This window comes from Microbacterium schleiferi (assembly GCF_020781975.1).
Classification (GTDB): domain Bacteria; phylum Actinomycetota; class Actinomycetes; order Actinomycetales; family Microbacteriaceae; genus Microbacterium.
The window spans coordinates 190,407-213,278 of record NZ_JAJGNI010000007.1 but is presented as its reverse complement, the minus strand read 5'-3'; the positions used below and the strand labels follow the sequence as shown (position 1 = coordinate 213,278).

21 protein-coding genes and 1 pseudogene are annotated in these 22,872 nt (G+C 67.6%); 9 read left to right on the top strand and 13 right to left on the bottom strand.

Features of this window, described 5'->3' with window-relative positions; genetic code table 11:
* Positions 1-75 precede the first annotated feature (75 nt).
* On the bottom strand, positions 76-537 hold the full coding sequence (locus LL236_RS10315; protein ID WP_228178659.1) for a hypothetical protein: 462 nt from the start codon (positions 535-537) through the stop codon (positions 76-78).
* Positions 538-660: 123 nt separating this feature from the next.
* On the opposite strand from LL236_RS10315, the gene LL236_RS10310 reads away from it, so the two are divergent.
* The 5 genes and pseudogenes from LL236_RS10310 to LL236_RS10295 all read left to right on the top strand — a co-directional run bounded on the left by LL236_RS10310 (position 661) and on the right by LL236_RS10295 (position 5,276).
* The gene (locus LL236_RS10310; RefSeq protein ID WP_228178658.1) at positions 661-1,230 is read left to right on the top strand and encodes a GNAT family N-acetyltransferase; all 570 of its coding nucleotides are present in this window, start codon (positions 661-663) and stop codon (positions 1,228-1,230) included.
* Positions 1,231-1,258: 28 nt separating this feature from the next.
* Positions 1,259-2,299 (top strand): LLM class flavin-dependent oxidoreductase, encoded by a 1,041-nt coding sequence (locus LL236_RS10305; RefSeq protein WP_228178657.1) that lies wholly within the window; start codon positions 1,259-1,261, stop codon positions 2,297-2,299.
* Between the two features lie 66 nt (positions 2,300-2,365).
* A pseudogene (locus LL236_RS15030) lies at positions 2,366-2,770 on the top strand (NAD-dependent epimerase/dehydratase family protein); the annotation flags it as partial.
* Positions 2,769-3,098, top strand: coding sequence for a hypothetical protein (locus LL236_RS15025; RefSeq protein ID WP_308017259.1), 330 nt, complete (start codon positions 2,769-2,771; stop codon positions 3,096-3,098). The pseudogene LL236_RS15030 and the gene LL236_RS15025, both read left to right, overlap by 2 nt.
* Positions 3,099-3,209: 111 nt before the next feature.
* Positions 3,210-5,276, top strand: coding sequence for an ATP-binding protein (locus LL236_RS10295; RefSeq protein WP_228178656.1), 2,067 nt, complete (start codon positions 3,210-3,212; stop codon positions 5,274-5,276).
* Here LL236_RS10295 and LL236_RS10290 read toward each other — a convergent pair.
* Together LL236_RS10290 and LL236_RS10285 are read right to left on the bottom strand one after the other, a co-directional pair.
* On the bottom strand, positions 5,273-5,839 hold the full coding sequence (locus LL236_RS10290) for a ribonuclease H family protein (protein WP_228178655.1): 567 nt from the start codon (positions 5,837-5,839) through the stop codon (positions 5,273-5,275). The genes LL236_RS10295 and LL236_RS10290 overlap by 4 nt on opposite strands.
* A gap of 63 nt (positions 5,840-5,902) precedes the next feature.
* Positions 5,903-6,586, bottom strand: coding sequence for a hypothetical protein (locus LL236_RS10285; protein WP_228178654.1), 684 nt, complete (start codon positions 6,584-6,586; stop codon positions 5,903-5,905).
* Between the two features lie 129 nt (positions 6,587-6,715).
* On the opposite strand from LL236_RS10285, the gene LL236_RS10280 reads away from it, so the two are divergent.
* The gene (locus LL236_RS10280) at positions 6,716-7,189 is read left to right on the top strand and encodes a hypothetical protein (protein WP_228178653.1); all 474 of its coding nucleotides are present in this window, start codon (positions 6,716-6,718) and stop codon (positions 7,187-7,189) included.
* A 27-nt stretch (positions 7,190-7,216) separates the two neighbouring features.
* On the opposite strand, the gene LL236_RS10275 is transcribed toward LL236_RS10280, so the two are convergent.
* The 3 genes from LL236_RS10275 to LL236_RS10265 form a co-directional block, all read right to left on the bottom strand.
* Complete coding sequence (locus LL236_RS10275; RefSeq protein WP_228178652.1) at positions 7,217-9,820, bottom strand: LuxR C-terminal-related transcriptional regulator; 2,604 nt, start codon at positions 9,818-9,820, stop codon at positions 7,217-7,219.
* A gap of 8 nt (positions 9,821-9,828) precedes the next feature.
* Complete coding sequence (gene pgi, locus LL236_RS10270; protein WP_228178651.1) at positions 9,829-11,529, bottom strand: glucose-6-phosphate isomerase; 1,701 nt, start codon at positions 11,527-11,529, stop codon at positions 9,829-9,831.
* Positions 11,530-11,605: 76 nt separating this feature from the next.
* The gene (locus LL236_RS10265; RefSeq protein WP_228178650.1) at positions 11,606-13,171 is read right to left on the bottom strand and encodes a carbohydrate-binding protein; all 1,566 of its coding nucleotides are present in this window, start codon (positions 13,169-13,171) and stop codon (positions 11,606-11,608) included.
* Between the two features lie 134 nt (positions 13,172-13,305).
* Between LL236_RS10265 and LL236_RS10260 the strand changes: the two genes are divergently transcribed.
* Positions 13,306-14,253, top strand: coding sequence for an aldo/keto reductase (locus tag LL236_RS10260; protein ID WP_228178649.1), 948 nt, complete (start codon positions 13,306-13,308; stop codon positions 14,251-14,253).
* A 134-nt stretch (positions 14,254-14,387) separates the two neighbouring features.
* Here the strand turns inward: LL236_RS10260 and LL236_RS10255 are convergent, their stop codons facing one another.
* From LL236_RS10255 to trhO, 4 genes are all read right to left on the bottom strand, one after another.
* Positions 14,388-15,887: a DEAD/DEAH box helicase gene (locus LL236_RS10255; RefSeq protein ID WP_228178648.1), complete on the bottom strand. Its 1,500-nt coding sequence runs from the start codon at positions 15,885-15,887 to the stop codon at positions 14,388-14,390.
* A gap of 257 nt (positions 15,888-16,144) precedes the next feature.
* Positions 16,145-17,239: a fatty acid desaturase family protein gene (locus tag LL236_RS10250; protein WP_374198025.1), complete on the bottom strand. Its 1,095-nt coding sequence runs from the start codon at positions 17,237-17,239 to the stop codon at positions 16,145-16,147.
* 384 nt (positions 17,240-17,623) lie between these two features.
* On the bottom strand, positions 17,624-17,827 hold the full coding sequence (locus tag LL236_RS10245; RefSeq protein ID WP_228178646.1) for a cold-shock protein: 204 nt from the start codon (positions 17,825-17,827) through the stop codon (positions 17,624-17,626).
* A gap of 134 nt (positions 17,828-17,961) precedes the next feature.
* Positions 17,962-18,897, bottom strand: coding sequence for an oxygen-dependent tRNA uridine(34) hydroxylase TrhO (trhO, locus tag LL236_RS10240; protein WP_228178645.1), 936 nt, complete (start codon positions 18,895-18,897; stop codon positions 17,962-17,964).
* A 48-nt stretch (positions 18,898-18,945) separates the two neighbouring features.
* Here trhO and LL236_RS10235 point away from each other — a divergent pair, with 48 nt between their 5' ends.
* Complete coding sequence (locus LL236_RS10235) at positions 18,946-19,371, top strand: DUF3054 domain-containing protein (protein WP_228178644.1); 426 nt, start codon at positions 18,946-18,948, stop codon at positions 19,369-19,371.
* A 19-nt stretch (positions 19,372-19,390) separates the two neighbouring features.
* Complete coding sequence (locus LL236_RS10230) at positions 19,391-20,038, top strand: LON peptidase substrate-binding domain-containing protein (protein ID WP_228178643.1); 648 nt, start codon at positions 19,391-19,393, stop codon at positions 20,036-20,038.
* 40 nt (positions 20,039-20,078) lie between these two features.
* Here LL236_RS10230 and LL236_RS10225 read toward each other — a convergent pair whose 3' ends face one another.
* The 3 genes from LL236_RS10225 to LL236_RS10215 all read right to left on the bottom strand — a co-directional run bounded on the left by LL236_RS10225 (position 20,079) and on the right by LL236_RS10215 (position 22,872).
* A complete protein-coding gene (locus tag LL236_RS10225; RefSeq protein ID WP_228178642.1) occupies positions 20,079-20,576 on the bottom strand; it encodes a DUF427 domain-containing protein in 498 nt (165 codons plus the stop codon).
* Between the two features lie 235 nt (positions 20,577-20,811).
* Positions 20,812-21,735: a response regulator transcription factor gene (locus tag LL236_RS10220; RefSeq protein WP_228178641.1), complete on the bottom strand. Its 924-nt coding sequence runs from the start codon at positions 21,733-21,735 to the stop codon at positions 20,812-20,814.
* Between the two features lie 87 nt (positions 21,736-21,822).
* Positions 21,823-22,872: a zinc-dependent alcohol dehydrogenase family protein gene (locus LL236_RS10215; RefSeq protein WP_228178640.1), complete on the bottom strand. Its 1,050-nt coding sequence runs from the start codon at positions 22,870-22,872 to the stop codon at positions 21,823-21,825.

Sequence of the window (22,872 nt, the reverse complement as noted above, 5' to 3'; positions counted from 1 at the left end):
CTCATCGAGACGGAGGGGACGGATCTCGAACGTCACAGTGCTGTCCTCACAATGGCTGTCCTCACAAAGCGCCGCTCACCAGCCCACCATCGCGAGACCGATCACGCCGGCGAGCACCCCGAGGAACACGACCAGGTCCGTCCACGTCGCCACCTGCTCGGCGAGCTTCTTGCCCGGCTTCGCGATGTGTCGCACCCCGGCCAACAGGAGGAACAGGGCGCCGGGAACGGCCAGGAGCACCCCCCAGCTGGGCAGGAACGGAATCGCGAGCGCGGTCAGTCCCATGCCGAGGTTCGCGTAGCCGAGTTCCTGCACCACCTGGTTCGCGTCGGTCGCGTCGATCTCCAGGATCTTGCGGGTGCGGTCGGGCTTCATGATCTGGCTGAGTCCTGCCAGCCCGAGACGGATGCCGACGCCCCAGAACCCCCACCACAGCCCGAAGACGAGCCACGGATTCCCGCCGGCGACGAGCAGCTGGATGCCGCCCGAGACAAGCGGCAGGATCAGCGTCTGCAGCAGGATGATGAGCACGTACATGGGCACACTCCGGGTCACGCGCCGTGATCGACCGCGCCTCTGCGGCGATCGTGCGGCGATGACACTCACGTTAGCGACTCCGGCGACTCGCGGTGGGCATTGAGGCCGCGGGAGAATACGAGCATGATCCGACGCGCCGGACCCGCCGATGCCGCCGCTCTGCACGAGCTGGCCGCCGCGACCTTCCCCCTGGCCTGCCCGCCCGGTTCGACCGCCGAGGACCAGCGCCGCTTCATCGACGATAACCTCAGCGAAGCATCCTTCACCTCCTACCTGAGCGACCCCGGCCGCGTGCTGTTCGTCGACGTGGATCCCGCGGGGCGGCTGGTCGGCTACACGATGCTCGTCGCTGCCCCACCGACGGATGCCGACGTTCGCGCCGCACTCGGCCTCAATGCACCGACCCCAGACTGGAGCGTCAGCGAGCTTTCGAAGTGCTACGCGCTCCCGGGCGCCCATGGCACCGGCATCGCAGCGGGGCTCCTCCGAGCCACCGCCGAGGAGGCAATCACCCGCGGCGCGACCCGGATGTGGCTCGGCGTGAATCAGGAGAACGCTCGCGCACAGCGCTTCTACGCCAAGCAGGGTTTCGTGCGGATCGGCACGAAGCGCTTCCAGGTCGGGGATCGCCTCGAGCACGACTACGTCCTCGCTCTCGACCTCGCTCTCACCTCGGTCCATTCACCGGAATAGAAACCACCCCTCGAAGGTTGACACCGACATGCAGCGATTCGGAACCCTCTCGTTCGGCCACTACGGCCCCCTCGGCGGCGGACACATCCTCACTGCGCAGGACTCGATGCTCCAGGCGATCGATCTGGCCCAGGGCATGGATGATCTCGGCGTCAACGGCGCGTACTTCCGTGTGCACCACTTCGCGAGGCAGCAGTCGTCTCCCATGCCGCTGCTCGCCGCCATCGCAGCGCGCACGCAACGCATCGAGGTCGGCACCGGTGTCATCGACATGCGCTACGAGAACCCCCTGTATCTAGCCGAAGAAGCGGCATCCGTCGATCTGATCAGCGACGGTCGACTCGCTCTCGGCGTCAGCCGGGGGTCACCCGAGACCGTCGTCCGCGGCTACGAAGCGTTCGGCTACACCGGTTCGACAGATCCTCGCGGTGCGGACATCGCTCGTGAGCACTTCGACCTGTTCTTGAAGGCGGTCGAGGGTGCCGGACTGGCCGAGCGCGACGCCATGAGCCCGTTCGGCGGCGGCTCCGGGATGCAGCGCATCGAACCGCACTCCCCCGGGCTGCGCTCGCGCATCTGGTGGGGAGCCGGCAATCGCGACTCCGCCGAGTGGGCAGGACGGATGGGTGTCAACCTCATGTCGTCGACCCTCCTCACCGAGGATCGCGGCCTCCCCTTCGATGAGCTTCAGGCACAGCAGATCGACGCGTTCCGCGAAGCCTGGCGCGGCGCAGGTCACGCTGGCGAACCGCGCGTGTCGGTCAGCCGCAGCATCTTCCCGATCACGACAGCCGAAGACGAGATGTACTTCGGCGGCCGCCAAGACGGCGACGGCGTCGGCTACATCGACGGGATGCGCTCGACGTTCGGGAAGACCTACGCAGGTGCTCCCGATGTGCTCGTCGATCAGCTAATGGCGGATGCCGCCGTGCAGTCGGCCGACACCCTGATGCTCACGATCCCGAGCCAGCTCGGGGTTGCGTTCAACCTGCGGATCGTCGAGGCCTTCGCGACCCACGTGGCACCGGCCCTGGGCTGGAAGTCGACGCGGGACACCGTCACTGCCTGACTCGGCGCGGTAAGCCCGCAGCGAACCAACACACATCGATCGGTCCGTCTCTGGTTGGCTGACGACGTGACTCGGGTGCTGGTGCTGGGCGGTACCGCCTGGTTGGGAGCGCGCGTCGCCCGGGCGTGGCACGAGCAGGGCGCTGAGGTCGTGTGCCTTGCCCGAGGGAGCGCGGGATCCGCTCCCCCGGGCGTGCGCCTCGTCCGCGCCGACCGCACGCAGCCCTCGGCGTACGACGAAGTGACCGGCCCGTGGGATGAGGTGATCGAGCTCTCGTACGCGCCCGAACTCGTGACCGGCGCACTTCGAGCGCTCTCACACGACGCCGCCCACTGGACCATCGTCTCGAGCGTTTCCGTCTATGCGCGAAACGACGAGCCGGATGCCGATGAATCGGCTGACCTCGTGGACCCGCGCGACCTTTCTCAGTATGCGGATGCGAAGGTCGCCGCCGAGCGGGCGACGGTGGATGCCATCGGGGATCGGCTGTTCATCGCCCGGCCTGGGCTCATCGTCGGGCCCGGCGATCCCTCTGACCGGTTCGGGTATTGGCTACTGGGCGGGCCCGCGGTCGCTGCCACTGTGGCTGCCTGCCGCATCCGCCGGGTTCGCCAGGCGGCGCGCCGACGCCTTCGGCTCCACCGGCGGGACAACCCGTCCACTCGCGATGACAGTGACCCGGACGCTCGAAGACGAGCTGAAGCGGGGTGTCGATCGCCCCCGGCGAGCGGGACTGACCCAGGCCGACGAGTTCGAGATCATTCGGACCATCATGGCTACGCGGAACGACACCGAGTAGACGCCCCGCCTGGACATCGGCTTCTTGCTCCGCCGGGCCGGATACCGAAAGCACCGCTGCGGGCCAGAGTGGGCTCCGCCGCTTCGAGCAGGAGCGGGGTAGGTTTTCTTCATGGATGGCCGTCTCCTTGCGCCGCACAGCGCGCAAGGATCAGCGCCCACGAAGGCGCTTCCCTGGTGGATGTGGATTCTCGCGGCCATCGCGATCTTCGTCCTCTCCCAGCTCAGCGTGCTGGTGACACCCCAGGGTGGCAGCGTCGCCGCATGGTGGCCCGCGGCCGGCGTGTCGGTGCTGTTCATCCTGTGGACGCCTCGGAGGCAGTGGTGGACGTTCGTGCTGATGGTGGCGCTGGTCACCGGAGCGGCCAACGCTGTGGCCGGACGTCCGCTGGCCGTGTCTATCTGCTTCGGCATCTCCAACGCCATCGAAACCGGCGTGTTCACCCTCCTCCTCCAGTACCGGCTTCGACACCGTCTTGTCCTGGACAGGGTGAGCGCTGCCTGGCGGTTCGCCCTCGCCACGATCGCGGCCTCCAGCCTGCTGGGGGTGTTAGTGGGAACGGTCCTCGCACAATCGGCATCCGACGCAGCGCTCCTCGGTGCGCACGCCGCGGCATCGCACGCGGCGGCGATCCTTCTTCTCGCCCCCTTCGCGATCCTCCCGCCACACATCGGGCAGCCGACTCCGGCAGGCGAGATCGTCGCTCAGACACTCGTGCTCACCGGCATCCTCGTGGTGCTCACAACCGTCGGCTCAGGGCTGCCGCTGACTTTCCTTCCGGTGGGAATCATCGCGTGGGCGGCATTCCGCTTCCCGATCCGAGCTGCCTACGCCGAGACGCTCATCGCGAGCGTCATCGTCCTGGCGCTGACGGTCCTCGGGCTCGGTCCCTTCGCGGGAGCGGGTCTCACTCCGGAGGTTTCCGCGCTTCTGACGATTCTCTTCATCTTCATGGTCGCCAGTACGAGTATGTTCATGTCGGCAGCGAGCTACCAGTTGCGCACCGCCATCCGCTCCGCGCGGAGCACGACCGAGCTGGTCACGAGCGGCGTCGTCGACTCGAGGGTCGGCGTACTCGTCGTCGAGCACGAGGGAGACGCCTGGCGGGTGCGGCTGTCCAACACGGCATCCCGTACCATTGCCGGTTCTGAGATCGATGCGGACCGGCGATGGCGCGCGGGCGCGCTCCTGCGCGCCATGGCCGAGAGCCTGCGCGAGGGCCATCTCGTCACACACTCGACCCCCGACGGCCGCGTGATCAGCGTCGATGCGTCGAGAATCGCGGGGCTCGCCGAACGTGTGTCGGTCCAGTTCCTCGATGTCACCGAGAACGCCCGGGCGGTCGAGGTGAGGATCGCCGCAGAGCAAGACCGCGCAAGGGCACTCGCCGCACAGCTCGACCTTGAACGGCGCCAGATCGACTTCATCGCGACAGCAAGTCACGAGCTTCGCACGCCGATCACGAGTGTGACCGGATACTTGGAATTGGTCGAGGAGGCGGGCGAACTGCCCGCGCAGTCTCGAGAGTGGCTTGCGGTGGCCTCACGCAACGCCCACCGCCTGCAAGAGCTCATCGAAGACCTCCTGATCGCCGCCCGCGACAAGCGCGCGCGCACCGCCTATCTTGACGTTGAGGTCATCCGCGTCGGGGATCTGATCACCGACGCGCTGAAACCGTTCGACGACATCGCGCGTGCCCGGGGCCTCACCGTCACAGTGAGCGCGCATGCCGGCACCGTGCGGGGGTCACGCCAACAACTCACCCGGGCACTGCGAAGCCTCATCTCCAACGCGGTGAAGTTCACACCCACGCACGGAACCATCCAGATCCTTGCCGAGGAAGAAGTGATCGCCGCATCCCCGGACGCGAAAACCCCGCTTGCCGGAGTTCGCATCGTCGTCTCCGATGACGGACCCGGCATCGAAGCGAAGGACCTTCCGCACGTCTTCGAGCGGTTCTACCGCACCGCCCACGCCGAGGCGACGAATACTGCCGGGTCGGGGCTGGGCCTGTCGATCGCCAAGGACCTCGCCGAAGCCAACGGGGGGCGCGTCGAGATCTCATCCACGGTCGGGCAGGGCGTCATCGCCAGCCTCGTGCTTCCTTCAGAGGCGGCCGATGCGGCAAGTGGACCGGTCGACCGAGCGCTCAGATCAGCCGGCACCCCTCCTGCCTAGCGGCGCGCGCGGTCGGCCGCAGAGCGGGGCGGATCAGTCGCGACATCGAGGCGATCCAGACCACGCAGCGACGTCCACACGAGCGCCTCACCCTTCGCCGCATGCTCGGAGGCGCGAACCGCCCGCTCGTCGGCCCAGCTGTTGAGGCGGTGGCCGCTGTGCCCGCGGACGTGCTCGAGCACGACGTCGGGCATCCCCGAGGCACGTCGCGCGTCGCGCGCTGCGATCAGACGCTCCAGGATGTCGCGGTTCGCGACGGGCTTCTTGGCGCTTGTCACCCAGCCGCGTCGACGGTGACCGTCCATCCACGAGGAGTAGGTGTCGATCGCGTACTTCGAGTCCGCCTGGATGATGAGCTCGGTGACATCCGCGTGATCGGTGATCGCGTAGAGCAACCCGAGCAACTCTCCGATGTTATTCGTGCCTTCGGGCAGGGACCCTGCGGCCCAGTTGCCGTCCTCACCGACCCACGCCCAGCCAGCCGGACCGGGGTTGCCCTTGCACGCTCCGTCGGTCGCGACGATGTAGCGGTCGGTCGGATGCGGCGCAGCGGGTTCAGGCACGCGTTACAGTCTCGCATTCTCGAGGCCGTGGCGTGAGGACATCACCCCGACGATCAGACTGACCTACGAGACCCGATCCCACTGCAGATCCACCGATCCGCTTCCCGTCTGATACGGCACGGTGAGTGTCGTCGACGTGCACGCGATCGTGCCGGCAGAACTGAGCATCGGGCTCGATTCGATGAGGCTGTTGGTCAGATCCCCGACGTCGAACGCTTGACCGTCTAGCTGGGCGTCGACAGTCAGCGAGCTGTCTGTCTCGGTGAGCACGAGAGTGCCACCCTCGACCTGCCAGGAGCCGGTGACTCCACCCGTGACCACCGCGCGAGGCTCGATCGTCACGGGACCGGCATTCACACTCAGCACGAATCCGTAGTCAGGCGCGTAGGAGTATCCACCGTCGGCACCGAGTGTCAGGCCGATCGTCCCGAACGGCACGATCTCCAGCTCGGGGATCGACGCGGCGACGGCACTGTAGAACGCCGTCACCTGTATCTCATCCAGCACCCACTGGCCCGGGACGCAGTCGACAAGACCTGCCTCCGCTACATCGGTGCCCCCCGTCGATCCGCCGTCACCGGTTCCCGAACCATCGGTGTCGTCGGAACCGTCGACGCCGCTGGCCGCCGCGTCGAACGTCGGTGTGGGGCTCGGCTCGCCCAGTCCTCCACTGCAGCCGGTAAGAAGCGGAGCGCCCGCGATGAGAAGGAGTGCCGCGATCGCAGCGGGGCGTGAGACGCAGATCATGTGTACGAGAGTCGATCAGGGGTCTCGCCGTCGCAATGGGCAGTTGATGCCCATTGCGACAGTGCGCCCCCGACGGGAGACTCTCCTCGTCCGCCGTCCGGGAACCCGCCCCTCAGAATCGAGCAACCCATGAATCGCCCTGTCCTCATCGGCATCTCCGCAATCGTCGCCGGGATCGTTCTGGCCGGGTGCGCAGCCACATCCCCCTCGACATCCGCCGAGGAGGAATCGGCCGGCGAGGTCGTCGCCGTCGAGCAGGACTCCAGCGACCAGGAGGAAGCCGATGGCGATGCGGATGACACCTCCGCCGTCGTGACAGTCGCATACCCCGAGGGGTGGCCCTCCGAGCTTCCCGTCCCCTCCTGCGACCTCGTGAGCGCCAGCACATACGGATCGGGATTCCCCGCATCCGGGGGGACCGCCGCTCTCGTGTTCAGCTGCGCCGACGGCGAGGGAGAGGGGTCGGCGCTGCTGGACACGATCCGCGGGCAGTACACCGCGACCTCCGATCTCGGTACCAGCGGCTTCTTCGAGGACGAGACGTGGCAGCTGCAGGTCGGGTACGACGCATCCGAGATCCGCTACAACGTGATCGCTCGATAGCCGACGCGGCTCGAGGTAGGGCACGACCTACGTCTGCCCGCCGGCGGTGGGGCGGCCGAGCTCGACCAGCACGTCCCGCAGCTCATCACGCGACGAGACGCCGAGCTTTCGGAACACCGAGTTCAGCTGATTGTTCACGGTCGACGGAGAGATCCCCAAAGCCTGCGCGATCTCTCGCGTCCGCTGCCGATCCGCGGCCCTGGCTGCGACGTCCAGTTCACGGCGGGACAGAACCGGGCTCTCGCGGCGACGACGCAGCGGCGCGTCGACCTCACTCGCCCACGCACCGAAGAGCCGGTCGAGCCGATAGCGGGTCTCGTTGGAGGGCCGCATTGTGCGGGCAAGACTGATGGCATCGAGCGCCGTGGGAGGCATGCCCGCGCTCGCGAGCCGCGCTGCCGGCTCGACGACGGCCGCTGGTCGACGCTCACGAAGTGCGACGGCGAGATCGCGCAGGCTCGTGTAGAGCCCGAAGTCGGGTGGTACATCCCGACAGATCTCCTCCAGCATGGCGGCGGCGCGATCGACCACCCCCAACCGGAGGCACAGTCCGAGCGAGATGGCGGCGACAAGGCGGAACCCGACGTCGATGGCCTGCCGTGCCGCGCGTTCGACGACAGTGGCCGCTTCCTCAGCGTCACCGTCGTCCGCGAGCAGCCACGCCTCCACCTCGGCGATGACCATGAGTGCCTTCGGCTCGTTCCGCTGGTCAGGACTCAGGGCGTCGAGCAGCCGCCGCGCTCGTCCCGGATCCCCGCCCTTGGCGGCGGCATCCGCCTGAAGAGCGACAGCCAGTGGCAGCACTCCCATCCCGTCACGCCAACGGAGTTGGTCGACAGCGAGCGCGGCCAGTCTGCTGGCCTCCCGCAGGCGCCCGTTGTAGCTACGGTGTTCGGCCAGGGTGCAGGTCCACAGCCCGACGCCCTCTCCCGCGTCGATGCGGCGCGCGGTGGCGAACTCGGCGGCCTTCTCGCCCTCGCCGCGCGAGAGCATCCCGATGTACTCGGCGAAGCCGAGCATCATCGCCGCGCTCGCGTCGAGTCGGCCCAGTTGATCACCGAGCCGGCGGAGGATCTGCTCGGCTTCATCCCCGAGCTCGGTCCTGCCCGCCATCGACTCGTGCATGATGGCGGCCATCGCCTCTCGAATGCGGACATCCGGAGGACCGAGGGACGAGCTCCCCTCCGGCAGCGGTGCGCGATAGGCTTCCCCCCGAACCGCCCGCCACAGCCGAAGATCGGCATCAGTGCCAGAGACGGACTCACGCGGCAAGGAACGACGGATGCGTTCGGCCTGTTCGATGGCGGCGCTGACCTCGAAGCACCGGAACGCCAAGTGCTCGCCCCGGTGCGCGGCCAGTCGTGCCCACTCCTCCGGGCGGCGTGCACACTCCTCGGCACTCATGAACGAATCGTCGGCCCGGCTCCGGTCTCCCGTGAGAGATGCGGCGTCGGCCAGAACGACGTGCCCTCGGAAGCGGATCGGCGCGCTCGGGTCCCCCACAGCGGTATGCGCGTACTCCGCCGCGTGCACCAGATCGCCGGTCGCGAACGCATACTCCGCCGCCCACGCCGCTTCGGTCGAGTCGAGCTCGCCCCGTCGCCACTCGATCCGGCACGCAGCCAGACGCGCGGCGTCACCCTCGAGTGAGCGCAGGAGCGCGACGCTGTCTGCGAACACGTCCTCCGCCGTGTCGTCACGCTCGAGTGCCTCAGCGATCAGAGGATGCGCGATCCGCAGATCACCATCGGAGGTGTGGACCACGAGCCCGCTGAGTTCGAGGTGATCGAGCACATCGGGGGTGAGCGTCGTCATCGCCCCGGAAAGCAAGGCGTCACGGCGAATCGGCTGCACGAGGGCGACCAGCTGGAGGGCACGGTGGACCGCGGGGTCGAGAACCTCCAGGCGCTGGGTGACCGCGTCGAGCAGCTCGGGCGGTGTGCGACCATCCTCGATCACCACGACGCCGTCCGACAGACGGACCGCGCCGTCGCGAACTGCCGCCTCGACGAGCGCGCGGATGTAGAGCGGATTCCCTTCGGTCCGGGACAGTAGCCTGTCGAGGTCACCATGGCGGACCTGCCCGTCGAACCTTCGCTCGAGCAGTTCGACGGCTTCGTCCCAACTCAGTCCCGGGACGTCGACGCGCTCGACCAGCCCTTCGTCCAGCAGCCGACGTATCCCATCGGGCAGGGGCTCACCGAGACGGGCCGTCAGGATCGCCGGCACACCGAACCCCCGCACGAGCTGATAGACCACGGCCGCCGAGATCGAATCGAGTCGGGGTGCGTCATCGACGAGCAGGATCTGCTGCTCGGGATGCGCGCCGAGTTCAGCCACCAGCGCGGCGACCGCGCGGTGCGGATCGGCCGGCAGCCCCCTCGTAGCGAGCGTCGGAGCCCATGCAGCCAGCGAGACGCCCGACAGCGCGCTCAATCCGATGACGGTGACCGTCTCCGGCGCCGCCGCAGCGTCGGCGAGTTGGCGGGCCAGCACGGTCTTCCCGACCCCAGCCTGGCCGACGATGAACACCCCGTGCGCGGGGATCCGGTCGAAGCGAGGTGCGAGGTTCTCGACCAATGCGACACGGTCGACGATCGGCCACTCCGTTCGACGACCGCGCGCGGGCATCGGGTGACTCATTCCTCGCGGGAGCGGACTGCCTCGCGATGCTCGCGGTAGTACTCCAGCAGCGCGCGAGTCGAGGCATCCTGCGCTGCAACGGCGTCCGCATCGCCCTCGATCGCCGGAGCGATCTGCAGCGCGAGTTGCTTGCCGAGCTCGACACCCCACTGATCGAACGAGTTGATGCCCCAGATCGTGCCTTGCGTGAACACGATGTGTTCGTAAAGTGCGATGAGTTGACCGAGCACCGAGGGCGTCAGCGCGGGCGCGAAGATCGACGTCGTCGGGCGGTTACCCGGGAACGTACGCGCAGCGACGAGGGCGCCGGTCGAGCCTTCGGCCTCGACCTCCTCGGCGGTCTTGCCGAATGCAAGGGCCTTGGTCTGGGCCAGGAAGTTCGCGAGGAAGAGCCCGTGCACGTCCCGGCCGGCGTCCTGAAGCGGGTACGCCGGGTTCACGAACGCGATGAAATCCGCCGGGATGAGCCGCGTGCCCTGATGGATGAGCTGGTAGAAAGCGTGCTGCCCGTTCGTGCCGGGCTCACCCCAGAACACCTCGCCGGTATCGGTGACGACCGGTGAGCCGTCCCACCGCACCCGTTTGCCGTTGGACTCCATCGTCAACTGCTGCAGGTACGCCGGGAAGCGATGCAGTTGCTGAGCATACGGAAGCACCGCGTGGGTCTGCGCACCGAGGAAGTTCGTGTACCAGACATTGAGCAGGCCCATCAGGACCGGGACGTTGCGCTCCAACGGCGTCGTCGCGACGTGGACGTCGACGGCGTGGAAGCCCGCGAGCAGGTCGCGGAAGGCATCCGGCCCGAGCGCGATCGTGAGCGAGAGTCCGATCGCCGAGTCGACCGAATACCTGCCACCCACCCAGTCCCAGAAGCCGAATGCGTTGTCGGTGTCGATCCCGAAGGCGGCGACCTTGTCGAGCGCGGTCGATACGGCGGCGAAGTGGTGCGCGACGGCATCCGTCTTGGCTGCATCCGACCCGTCGATGGCGCCGGATGCCGTGAGCCCCGCCCACAGCCAGTCCCGCGCGAGTCGCGCGTTGGTGAGGGTCTCGAGGGTTGTGAAGGTCTTGGAGGCGACGATGAACAGAGTCGTCTCGGGGTCGAGGTCCGCCGTCTTCTGCGCCATGTCGGTCGGGTCGATGTTCGAGACGAACCGTGCCTCGATCCCGGCTGTTGCATAGGGACGCAGAGCTTCGTAGACCATGACGGGACCGAGGTCGGAGCCGCCGATGCCGATGTTGACGACGTGCGTGACCTTCTTGCCGGTCACACCGACCCACTCCCCCGACCGCACGCGGTTGGCGAAGGCATCCATCGCGTCGAGAACCGCGTGCACGTCGGTATCGACATCCTGACCATCGACGACGAGCGCGGGGGTCTCACCTGCCGGGCGGCGCAGCGCCGTGTGCAGCACCGCGCGGTCCTCAGAGGTGTTCAGGTGCACGCCGGCAAGCATCTGGGCGAACCGCTCGGCAACGCCGGTCTGCTCGGCCAGCCGCACGAGCGAGGCGAGGATCTCATCGGTGACGAGGTTCTTCGACAGGTCGACGTGCAGGTCGGCGAGAGGGTGGCTCAGGCGTTCGACGCGACCGGGGTCGGTGTCGAACCAGGCGCGCAGATCCGGGGCGAATCCGGATGCGGCATCGGTGAGGGCGGACCAGGCGGGCGTGGTTGTCGGATCGACGGGTGCGTTCACCGTTCACACGCTACCGAACAGAGCCGCCGGAGTCAGGAGCGCCAGCCGTGACAGATAGCTCCTCGCCACGCATCCGTCACCCGATCGCGTCCAGGAATCCGTTCGTGTACGACAGCGATGAGGTGCCACTGGCCACCGAGTTGCAGGTGATCGAGACCCACGGGGTCGGCGGCGAACAGGGCACGTCGCGATCGAGGGACCAGAAGTGGATGCCGGCAAGCCCTTGGGACTGTGCATACGCGGCGACGGTCTGCACATCGGCGAGTGTGAAGATCTCATCGCGCACGTCGTTCATGCCGATCATCGGCGTGAGCTCGATCTTGTCTGTCGGAACTCCAAACGAGTGCTGCAGGTTCGTCGCCGCCTGGATCGCCGAGGCGCCCATGTCACATATCCCGCCGCTGACCACACACATCCCCGGCCCCGCGGCGCCGTAGTCCATCACCATCAGGTTCACGGTGTAATTGCGAAGGTTCGAAGCCTGAATTGCCCGGACTGTTGTCGCGCCCGTCGCGTTCAATCCGCCGTAGCTGCCATCGCTTGCCGCGAGAGTCGCGAGCGTGAACGAGAACCGCAACTGCGGATAGCTGTCCTGAACGCCGGCCGCGGCCGCGACAAGATCGCGGATGCCGGACGCCGACTGCCCGGACTCGATGTCGAAGTCGACACCGATGAGATGATCGGATGCGTACCGCTCGATGAACGAGGTCATCCCAGCGGCCGATGAACAGTGGAACGCCCCCGCCGCTCCGCCCGTGGAGACGACGTAGTCGATGCCAGCCGCTGCCAGAGCGGGAATGTTCGCATCGGCGAAAGCCTGGGCAGCAACGCCGCCCCAGTTCTCGCTTCCGCAGGTTCCGGTCGCGAAAGCCAGCGTGACGGCATCCAGGTCGGTCGCGTCGCTGCCCAGCAGCCCGCTCGCACCGACGAGCGGCTGGGAGGAGCCACCCACAGCCGTTCCCATTGCCGAGGTGTTCCAGTTCATGCCGACCGTGACGTCCTTGTAGGGACTGAAAACGAAGTCGGGTGCGACGCCGGGCGTACCGGTCGGTGTCGGTGTGGGCGACGGAGTAGAGGTCGGTGTCGGGCTCGGCGGGGCGGTCGGTGTTGCGGTCGGCGTCGGCGAGGCGCTCGGGGTGCCGCACGGACCCTGCGCGGTCCAGGGCTGGCCAGTCCCGCTGACGCCGTTGTGGGTCGCCGGATCATCGCCGCGCGACCACCAGTTTGCTCGGTACAGGATGCCGCCTTGAGTGGCAGTATTGCCGGCGACGTAGGTCGATCCCGCGCTCCAGGCCGCAACGGCGCACGCACCCGTCGGCGTCGGCGAAGCTGTCGGTGCGGATGTCGGCGTGGGCGCGGGAGTGGCCGCACCGCACGCACCGATCGAGGTCCACGGCTGGCCGGTACCGGTCACGCCGTTGTTCGTGACGGGATCGTCGCCTCTGGTCCACCAGTTAGCCCTGTACTGGGTGCCGTCCTTGCTGGCCGTGTCTCCCCCGACGTACGTCTCTCCCGACGACCACGCCGGAGCACAGGAGGCGGCATCCGATCGCGCTGCAGGCACGATGGACAGCAGCATGCCAGCAAGGAGCCCCAGTAGGGCGAGAACGGCAAGGCCAGGACGGGCGAAGCGAACGATCATGGTGTCCTCTCGGGTGCAGACGCTGATTCGGGGTGGGCGTCGCGAGCCACACGCTAGCGATGACGCACGTGTCGTCACCTCGATGACACGGTGAGAAAAGTCCTCATGTTTCGGGGCGGTGCCAGGATGGAGTCATGACCCGCATCGGAACCAGCGACCTCGACGTCTTCCCACTCTGCCTCGGTGGCAATGTGTTCGGCTGGACCGCCGACCGAGACGAGAGCTTCGCGATTCTCGACGCGTTCACCGAGGGCGGCGGCGACTTCGTAGACACAGCCGATGGATACAGCGCGTGGGCTCCGGGTAACACCGGAGGCGACAGCGAGAGAATCATCGGAGCCTGGCTCGCTGCCCGTCCGTCCGCAGAGCTGACCATCGCAACCAAGGTCAGCCGTCACCCCGACTTCCCGGGCCTGAAGAACGTCCGCGGTGCCGCCGAGGCGTCGCTGCAGCGTCTTGGCGTCGAGACCATCGACCTGTACTACGCACACTATGACGACCCCGAGGTTCCACTGGCCGAAGCAGTGTCAGCTTTCGGAAAACTCGTCGACGATGGCCTTGTTCGCACGATCGGCCTGTCGAACTTCACGCCTGATCGCATGCGCGAATGGATGCTGACCGCCGCCGATCTGGGCGTTGCTCAGCCTGTCGCGCTGCAGCCTCACTACAACCTCGTGCACCGCAACGAGGTCGAGGGCGAGATCGCCCCGATCGCTGAGGAGTTCGACCTCGGCATCCTGCCGTACTACGCCCTCGCCAGCGGTTTCTTGACCGGAAAGTACCGGTCGCCGGATGCCGACGGTGGCGCATCGCCGCGGGCCAAGGGTGCAGCGAAATATGCGACTGCGCAGGGACTTCAGGTGCTGCAGGTCGTGGAGCGGATCGCCGCGTCCCACGCGAGCACGATGGCCGCGGTGTCGCTGGCCTGGTTGCGCGAGCAGCCGCACGTTGTCGCTCCGATCGCCAGCGCGTCGCGCGTCGAGCACGTCGCGGATCTGCTGGCGAGCGCGACGCTGGAGCTCACCCACGATGAGCTCGAAGAGCTGAGCGTCGTCTCGGAGTGGACGCCGAGCGACATCTGAGGCGCTCCGGCGCCGCTCTTCGGCTGACCCTGCGTCAAGCGCGAGGGGTCGCAACACGCCGTATCACGCTGTGCGTGTGCGGTGTGTCGCGACCCCTCGTGTCAGACCTGATCCCTGAGCGGGCGCTCCGGCGCTTACTGCGCGGCAGGACGCTGGCCGGCGCCGCGACCACGCGAGCCGCGGCGACGTCGGGCGGGCGCACCGTCGGCCCGCTGCAGGTTGCGCTCCGCTGCGGACCCCTGGTCGGCAGCGTGACGCGGATTGTGGGCATGGGTGGGCTTGGCCGTGTGTCCGGGCTTCGCGGAGCGTCCCGGCTGAGCGCCACGACCCGAGCCGCTGCGCTGTCCGCCGCCGGAGCGCTGTCCACCGCCGCCAGAGCGCTGGACAGCGCCGCCCGACCCACCAGAGCGGGCACGAGGCGTCGACGCGGCGGGGGCGGTCACAGGCAGCATCCGGTGAGCGGCGCGCGGTCCGACCAGTTCGTCGACGGCTGCCGACGATGCCTTCACCGACTCGGCGTCGACCTGGATACCCGCCTTCTTGAGCAGCTGGGCGATCTCGCGACGCTGGGCCTCGAGGCCGACCGTGACGACGGTCCCCTCGGCACCCGCGCGTGCCGTGCGACCCGACCGGTGCAGGTACGCCTTGTGCTCGACGGGAGGATCCACGTGGACGACGAGCTCGACCTGGTCGACGTGCACGCCGCGGGCTGCGACATCCGTCGCTACCAGCACCCGGACGCCGTCGTTCTCGGGAGACGCGGAGAACGCGGCGAGGTTCCGGTCCCGCGCGTTCTGCGAGAGGTTTCCATGCAGGTCGACGGCGGGGATGCCTGCCGCGGTGAGCTGTTTGGCCAGCTTCTTGGCCTGGTGCTTGGTGCGCGTGAACAGGATGCGACGTCCCTGACCCGAGGCGAGCTCGCGGATGAGCGCGGTCTTCTCTTCAGTTCCGGGGATCAAGAACACGCGGTGGGTCATCTCCCCCGCGGGGACGCTCGACTCGTCGACCTCGTGGCTCACCGGCGAGGACAAGAACCGGCGAGCGAGCACATCGATGCCGCCGTCGAGAGTCGCGCTGAACAGGAGGCGCTGACCGTCGGCCGGCGTCGCGGCGAGGATCCGCGTGACGCCCGGGAGGAAGCCGAGGTCGGCCATGTGGTCTGCCTCGTCGAGCACGCTGACTTCGACGCGGTCAAGGCGCACGATCTGCTGCTTCATCAGGTCTTCGAGGCGCCCGGGGCACGCTACGACGATGTCGACGCCAGCGCGCAGCGCCTGCTCCTGCGGGCGCTGGCTGACGCCGCCGAAGATCGTCGTGACCCGCAGGCCCACGGCGTTTGCCAGCGGCTCGATGGTCGCGGCGATCTGTGTTGCGAGCTCCCGCGTGGGGGCCAGCACCAGACCCCGCGGACGCCCGGAGGTCAACGGGGTCGCGGACGCCGCGATGCGGGCCACCAGCGGCAGCGCGAACGCGATCGTCTTGCCACTGCCGGTGCGGCCGCGGCCGAGCACGTCGCGCCCTGCAAGGGAATCGGGCAGCGTGTCGCGCTGAATCGGGAATGCCTCGGACTTGCCCGAGGAACTGAGCACCTCGGCGAGCACTGCGGGCACGCCAAGGTCAAGGAAAGTAGTCATGGGGATGCTTTCGTGATTATCCGCACACAGCTGCATGACCCGCGCAAAGCGGCGCAGGGCTGTGGTGAGCGGAGGATTGGCGACGGCGCGGGTTCGCGCATCGTTTCGCCGTTCGAGAAGAGAGCCGGACCGTCAGGCCGGGATGCGTGTCGACGACGCCGGCAGAGATCGAGAACGATGTCCGCCGTGAACGACCCTACCAGTGATACCTGGGCGCTGCGGTCGGGCCGCGCCCCCGCACCCCGGGGCCGGAAGGCTCAGACCCTCCGGTACTCCGAGACCATGGGGCAGTCGAACGGGTCGCGGGCTGCCAGTCCCACACGGTTGAGGTAGTCGATGACGATCGCGTACGAACGCCAGAGCGAGGTCTCGGTATAGGGCACGTCGTGGGTCTCGCAATAGTCGCGCACGACCTCGCGAGCTTGTGCCAGGTGCAGGCGCGACATGCTCGGGAACAGGTGGTGTTCGACCTGGTAGTTCAGGCCACCCATGAGCCAGGTAGCCCACCATCCGCCGGCGACATTGCGTGAGGTTCGCACCTGCTTCGAGAAGAAGTCGAGCTTCGCGTCGGGCGCGATGATCGGCATCCCCTTGTGGTTCGGTGCGAACGAGGCACCCATGTACACACCGAACACGGCGACCATCACACCGAAGAAGGCGAAGGCCATGCCCAGCGGCAGGAGCAGGAAGATCGGCACCAGCACGACGCCAAAACGCAAGCTCAGGATGCCGAGCTCGGTCCACCGGCCCTTGACCGGCCCCCGTGAGAGCAGGTGACGGAAGCTCAGCGCGTAGAGATTCAGCCCCTCCAGCGTCAGGAGCGGAAAGAACAGCCACCCCTGCTTGCGCGTGACCACGCGCACGAGACCGCGGGATGCTGCGGCGTCAGTCTCGAGGAAGGAGATCGTGTCGACCTCGATGTCGGGGTCCTTGCCGACACGGTTCGGGTTGGCGTGGTGACGCGAGTGCTTGGAGTCCCACCACGAGTAGCTCATGCCGACGATGCCGCCGAGCACTCGAGCGAGCCGGTCGTTGGCGGGCCCGCTGGAGAGGATCTGGCGGTGCGCTGCCTCGTGGGCGAGGAACGCGACCTGAGTGAACAGGATGCCGAACGCAGCCGCCACCAGCAGCTGAAGCCAGCTGTCGCCCAGAACGATGAATCCGGTGATCGCGCCGCCGAAGCCCGCGGCGATCGCGGCGCCAACTGCCGCATAGAACCACGGCGTGCGCCGGAGCAAGCCGAGTTCACGGACCACCTGCGACACCTGCGTGTAAGCACGGGCGACCGGCGGGAACTCATCCGTCCCGGCGTAGGTCTGGCGAACCGGCCCGAGACGAGGAGAGTCGGTCACGACGGGAGGACCGGAAGATACGGAGGATGACGACACAACGGCACCTGACTTCGCTTGTGCGCCGCACATCGTGCGCGCCGCGGGATGGATGCCAAGGGCAGTTGCCGTTCGCTGTACCCACACTACGGAGAGCGATATGTCGGCATCCGAATACTCACGTGTTCACACGACATCGTCAGGCTCCCGGCAGTCGGGGACGGTCTCGTCGCCGCGCGGATGTAGGCCAAATCACCGAGGTAGGACGATCCGGCGCCGAAGCCTCCGACCGTCGGAAGATCTCCTACCTCCGAGAGGTCGGTGGCAGGCCTTCGTGAGACGGATGCTCCGCGGAAACGACGAACGCGCCGACTCCGACATCGGAGCGGCGCGTTCGAGGGGATTGTGTCAGAGTGCGCGGATGTTCGCAGCCTGCAGACCCTTGGGGCCCTGCTCGGTGTCGAACTCGACCTTCTGCGCTTCCTCCAGGCTGCGGTAGCCGCTGCCGGCGATCGCGCTGAAGTGCGCGAACACGTCGGCGGAACCGTCATCGGGAGCGATGAAACCGAATCCCTTCTCGGAGTTGAACCATTTGACGGTGCCGGTGGCCATATCGTCTTTTCCTTCGTAAACCTCCGGATCGCAGTGCGCGACCCGCACGTCGGTGGCCGACGCGGGACTCACACTACGGCACCGGACGCCGACGGCATAAGGATGTTGTGATCTCGTGACGAAGTGTTCCGCGATCAGTTACGGTCGGCCACCGCCCCAGCCGGCCGCATGACGCCGGCGTGGCGGGAGCACAGGGCGGATGCGGCATCCGTGCATTCCTCGCAGTGCACGACGCGCACCCGGCAGTCCCCCTCGGCACAATTGACCATGCGCGAGGTCGCCGCACCGCACGTGACGCATGCCCCGATCGTCGCGGCGTCGGTCCCGAAAGTGATCGACTCACGCCCGTCGAAGACGTAGAGCGCACCCTCCCACAGCCCGGTGTTGCCGAAGCTCTCGCCGTACCGGACAATTCCGCCATCCATCTGGTACACCTCCGAGAACCCGCGCGAGACCATGAGGCTGGAGAGCACCTCACAGCGGATGCCGCCCGTGCAGTACGTGACGACGGGCTTGTTCTTGAGGTGGTCGTATCGGCCCGACTCCAGTTCCGCGACGAAATCGCGCGTCGTGGCGACATCCGGCACGACGGCGTTCTTGAAACGCCCGATCTCGGCTTCGAAGGCGTTGCGGCCGTCGAAGAAGACGACGTCATCGCCGCGCTCCTGGACGAGCTTGTGCACGGCACCAGGCGACAGGTGGGTGCCGCCGCCGACGACACCGGTCGGGTCCACACGCAGCTCGCCGGGGGCGCCGAAACTCACGATCTCATCGCGCACTTTCACCGACAGGCGCGGGAAGTCGACGATCCGCCCGTCGGAGTCGAGGCCGCTTCCCTCCGACCACTTGAAGTCGATGTCACCGAAGCCGGGGTACTCGCGCGTCTTGCGCCAGTAGGTCTTCATCGCGCCGAGCTCGCCGCCGACAGTGGCGTTGATCCCGTCCTTCGAGATCAGGATGCGGCCGCGCAGCCCGAGAAGCTCGCACAGGTCACGCTGCCACAGCCGGACCGCGTTCGGGTCGGTGATCGGCGTGAACCGGTAGTAGAGCAGGATCTTCGACAGTGCCACCGCACAAGGTTAGCTCGGCGACCCGGCCCACCCGGGCACACTGGAGGCATGAGCGCAGACCCCGAACCGAACCGCCCCTCCCCCGCACTGCCGGCTCCGCGCACGGTCGCGATCGCCCTTGTCGTCGACATCGCGTTCGTCGTCATCTTCGCCGCGATCGGGCGGGCGAGTCACGGCGAAGAGGTCGTCGGTCCCGACGGACTCGGCCTGGCACAGACGACCTGGCCCTTCCTGGTCGCTCTTCTGGTCGGATGGCTCACCATGCGGCTCTGGCGCATCCCCCTCGCGATCCTCGGCGCCGGTGTCGCCGTGTGGCTCTACACGGTGATCGGCGGCATGCTCCTGCGCGCCATCAGCGGTCAGGGCGTGCAGACGGCCTTCGTGATCGTCGCGTCCATCGTGCTCGCGGTGTTCCTCGTCGGGTGGCGCGTGGTTGTCGCGCTGATCCTGCGGCGACGGAGCCCGCGCTCGTAATCGCTGGTTGACTGGGTGCATGGCGGATGTCGCGATGTTCCCGCTCGGGACGGTGCTGTTCCCTCACACCCCGCTCGCACTGCGCATCTTCGAGCAGCGCTACCTCATGATGCTCGGTCGGGTCCTCGACGACGAGGAACCGTCATTCGGTGTGGTCCTGATCGAACGCGGCAGCGAGGCGGGAGGCGGGGACCAGCGGTTCTCCGTTGGCACCATGGCCCGGATCCTGCAGGTCGACCCGCGGGCCGATGATCTGCACGTGATCGCCGTCGGGGGCACCAGAGTAGCCGTGGACCGTTGGCTCGAGGACGATCCGTACCCGGCGGCATCCGTGACACCCATTCCGGAACTGGAGTGGAGCGATGAGCTTGCGCCGTTGCACGCGCAGGCTGAGCAGATCGTGCGTCGAGTCCTCGCCCGTGCTGCCGAGTTCAGTGACGTGCGCTGGGATCCGAACGTCGAGCTCTCGGAGGACCCTGTCGAATCGGCGTGGCAGCTCGCGGCCATCGCGCCACTGGGACAACTTGACCAATTGCGGCTCCTGGGCGCGACCACGCTCGGAGGCCTGTTGCGCGATGTCATCGATCTGACGCTGGACGCCGAGGTTCTTCTGACAACCGGGCCCGAGATCGACGACCTCGGCGACATCGACCTCAGCGGCACCTGACATCGCGGCACCTGGTTTTCTGCTCCGGAGCTCAGTCGAGCTACCAGCCGGCGGAACCCGGGACGCCCTTGAAGGGACCCCGGATCTCGCCCGTGACCCAGCCGCCGTAGAAGGTTCCCGGCTGGGGTGTGACGAGCTCGCCGTCGACCGTGCACCGGTCCATCGGAGCGGGATATAGCGCGACGCGGCCGGCGAGGTCTTCGAAACCACGGGACGGCTCAGGATAGGTCCACCCGACGCGCGGGGCCACCCGCCCGTTCACCGTGACATCGAAGTACGCAGCCCGTCCTTTGAACTCGCAGAACGATGCGCCCTCGCCCCGGCGGAGCACCCCGGGAACGAAGGCGTCGATCGGAAGGTAGTAGACGGGAGGATGGCTCGTCTCGAGCACGCGGACGACGTCCCGCGTGTCCACGATCACCTCACCTGCGAACTCGACCACGATGCGGCGGTCGACGTGCTCCAGACGCGGCGGCCGCGGGTAGTCCCAGACCGACTCCTGGCCGGGGCCTGTGGGATCAGGGCTCGGTGGTCGCATAGGTGCCAGCGTACGCCGCAGACGCGTCTAACCTTCAGCTACGCGAAATGTCGTATGGCCGGATCTGGATCGTCCTCGTAGCGTCGTAGGCGGAGGGGAGCGTCGCAGCATCCGGGATCGTCGTGGGTCCCGCGCCGCGAGGCTCAGGGACTGCACCGGCGGTCCACCCATCGATCTTGGCCCCCGAGGCCGTCGATGGTCCGCCGGTGCAGTGTCCGCGGGCTCCCGGCCGACGTCAGCGCGAGAGCAGCGGCTGGTCGAGGATCCCCGCGGCCTCGGGGTGGACAAGGCGCATGACTGTCGCGGCGACGGCGGCGCGGCTGGAGACGCCAAGCGTCGCATGAACGGCTTCAAGATGTTTGCGCACGGTTCCCGTGGAGATCTGCAATGTGGTTGCGATCTGGGACGTCGCCGCACCGCTCGCGACCAGGAGGGCGATCTCGGCCTGCCGTGCAGTCAAGCCCGCCGATCGCAACGCCTTATGGGCTCGCAACTGCGCGTCATCGATCGTCAGCTTCTGCGGGCTCTCACTCAGTGGCTCCAGTGGAGCAGGCGCCACGGGCGGTGCCGCGGCCGCTCTCATCGTCGGCCCGTCGGCATCCGTAAAGGGCCAGACGAGGTTTCCCTCGGCTCTGCTGACCAGGCGATAGCTGGTCTCGAGCAAGGGCGCGATGGTCGAGAGCATCGCTGCTTCACGGTGCCCGCAGGGGTGGGTGGCGGCACAGTCGATCGAGATCACCATCGAGGTGCCATGGGACGTCGGGAAGATCAACACCGTCTGGCGACGAACACCGTTGGGTTCGTAGAACGAGCGGTAGAGCTCGGTGCGCGCGAAGGCACGCTCAGCTCCATCCACATCCCACGTGGTCGGCCCGACCCGCTCGCCAGAGATGAATCCGCCGAACAGCGGATGTTGCCAGGCGAACTTCTCGAACGCGGGCCCGTACTGGGCGATCCAGCCTGACGGGAACGGCGGCGCTGGCTCGGAGACCACCCGACGCCCGGCGACGTCGATCTCGGTGCACGAGGCCCCTTGGCATGGGAACAGTCGGTAGAGCCCGGCACTCACGCGCGCGGCATAGTCCCGCGTGTCGTGTGAGCCGGCTACCGACTCGAGGACGTCGAGGATCGCCGCGTAATCCTGCGCCTCGAGCTGCATCCGAACATTGTTACAGACAACGTCGGAAATGGCGCCCGACGAAAGTCCCCGCTACAGATGCGGGGGCTACGGGCTACGGGCTACGGGCTACGGGCGCAACAGCACCTTCGTCGCACGACGTTCGTCCATCGCCGCGTACGCTTCAGCGACATCGTTCAGCGGAAGCTCGAGATCGAAGACCTTGCCGGGCGTGATCGACCCCGACCGCACGTCAGGCAGCAGCTCTTCGATGTATCCCCGGACCGGCGCGACACCACCGACGACACCGACGTTGCGGTTGAACATGTCGCGAATAGGCAGCTCCGGACCGCCAGCCGGCACTCCGACGAACCCGACTCGTCCGCCGGGGCGCGCGGATGCCAAGGCCTGAGCCATCGACTCCTTGGTCCCGACGCACTCGAGGACCCGGTCGGCGCCGATCCCCCGCGTGAGCTGTCGCACGGCAGCAACGCCGTCATCGCCGCGCTCGGCGACGACGTGGGTTGCGCCCAGTTCCCAAGCCAGCGCTTGACGCTGCGGGTTACGAGACATCGCGATGATCTCGGCAGCGCCGAGTCGCTTCGCGGCGATCACACCGCACAGACCCACAGCCCCGTCGCCGACAACGACCACCGTGTCACCGGGCTGCACACCCGCACTCACGGCGGCGTGGTGGCCGGTTCCCATCACGTCAGCCAACGACAACAGGCCCGGAATCTCCTCGTCAGCGACGGGACCGGGCACGACCACGAGTGTCCCGTCTGCCAGCGGCACGCGGACCCGCTCACCCTGACCGCCGTCGGCGAAGCCGCCGAGCCGGTCATCCTGGCCCCACCATCCGCCGTTCAGACAGGACGTACTCACCCCGTTGCGGCAGTTCAGGCAGGTGTTGTCGCACACGTAGAACGGCGCGATCACGAAGTCGCCGGGCCGCACCAGCTCAACCTGATCCCCGACGGAATCGACGACGCCGATGAACTCGTGCCCGATCCGGTGTGGCTCGTCGGTGGGCGCGATTCCGCGGTACGACCACAGGTCTGAACCGCACACGCACGCCGCGACGACGCGAACTATCGCGTCGCCACCGGTCGACAGCACCGGATCGGGGACGGCCTCCAGTCGGACGTCTCGGGCACCATGAATGACGGTTGCACGCAT

Excerpts from the sequence above, each read along its gene's own strand:
- LL236_RS10245 (WP_228178646.1), bottom strand. The coding sequence starts at position 17,827 with ATGGCCACCGGCACCGTCAAATGGTTCAACTCCGAGAAGGGATTCGGT.
- LL236_RS10275 (WP_228178652.1), bottom strand. The coding sequence starts at position 9,820 with ATGCCCGCGCGCGGTCGTCGAACGGAGTGGCCGATCGTCGACCGTGTC.
- LL236_RS10260 (WP_228178649.1), top strand. The coding sequence starts at position 13,306 with ATGACCCGCATCGGAACCAGCGACCTCGACGTCTTCCCACTCTGCCTC.
- LL236_RS10220 (WP_228178641.1), bottom strand. The coding sequence starts at position 21,735 with ATGCAGCTCGAGGCGCAGGATTACGCGGCGATCCTCGACGTCCTCGAG.
- LL236_RS15025 (WP_308017259.1), top strand. The coding sequence starts at position 2,769 with ATGCCATCGGGGATCGGCTGTTCATCGCCCGGCCTGGGCTCATCGTCG.
- LL236_RS10305 (WP_228178657.1), top strand. The coding sequence starts at position 1,259 with ATGCAGCGATTCGGAACCCTCTCGTTCGGCCACTACGGCCCCCTCGGC.
- LL236_RS10310 (WP_228178658.1), top strand. The coding sequence starts at position 661 with ATGATCCGACGCGCCGGACCCGCCGATGCCGCCGCTCTGCACGAGCTG.
- LL236_RS10225 (WP_228178642.1), bottom strand. The coding sequence starts at position 20,576 with ATGCGACCACCGAGCCCTGATCCCACAGGCCCCGGCCAGGAGTCGGTC.
- LL236_RS10255 (WP_228178648.1), bottom strand. The coding sequence starts at position 15,887 with ATGACTACTTTCCTTGACCTTGGCGTGCCCGCAGTGCTCGCCGAGGTG.
- LL236_RS10230 (WP_228178643.1), top strand. The coding sequence starts at position 19,391 with ATGGCGGATGTCGCGATGTTCCCGCTCGGGACGGTGCTGTTCCCTCAC.
- LL236_RS10215 (WP_228178640.1), bottom strand. The coding sequence starts at position 22,872 with ATGCGTGCAACCGTCATTCATGGTGCCCGAGACGTCCGACTGGAGGCC.
- LL236_RS10280 (WP_228178653.1), top strand. The coding sequence starts at position 6,716 with ATGAATCGCCCTGTCCTCATCGGCATCTCCGCAATCGTCGCCGGGATC.
- LL236_RS10285 (WP_228178654.1), bottom strand. The coding sequence starts at position 6,586 with ATGATCTGCGTCTCACGCCCCGCTGCGATCGCGGCACTCCTTCTCATC.
- LL236_RS10295 (WP_228178656.1), top strand. The coding sequence starts at position 3,210 with ATGGATGGCCGTCTCCTTGCGCCGCACAGCGCGCAAGGATCAGCGCCC.
- LL236_RS10235 (WP_228178644.1), top strand. The coding sequence starts at position 18,946 with ATGAGCGCAGACCCCGAACCGAACCGCCCCTCCCCCGCACTGCCGGCT.
- LL236_RS10315 (WP_228178659.1), bottom strand. The coding sequence starts at position 537 with ATGTACGTGCTCATCATCCTGCTGCAGACGCTGATCCTGCCGCTTGTC.
- LL236_RS10265 (WP_228178650.1), bottom strand. The coding sequence starts at position 13,171 with ATGATCGTTCGCTTCGCCCGTCCTGGCCTTGCCGTTCTCGCCCTACTG.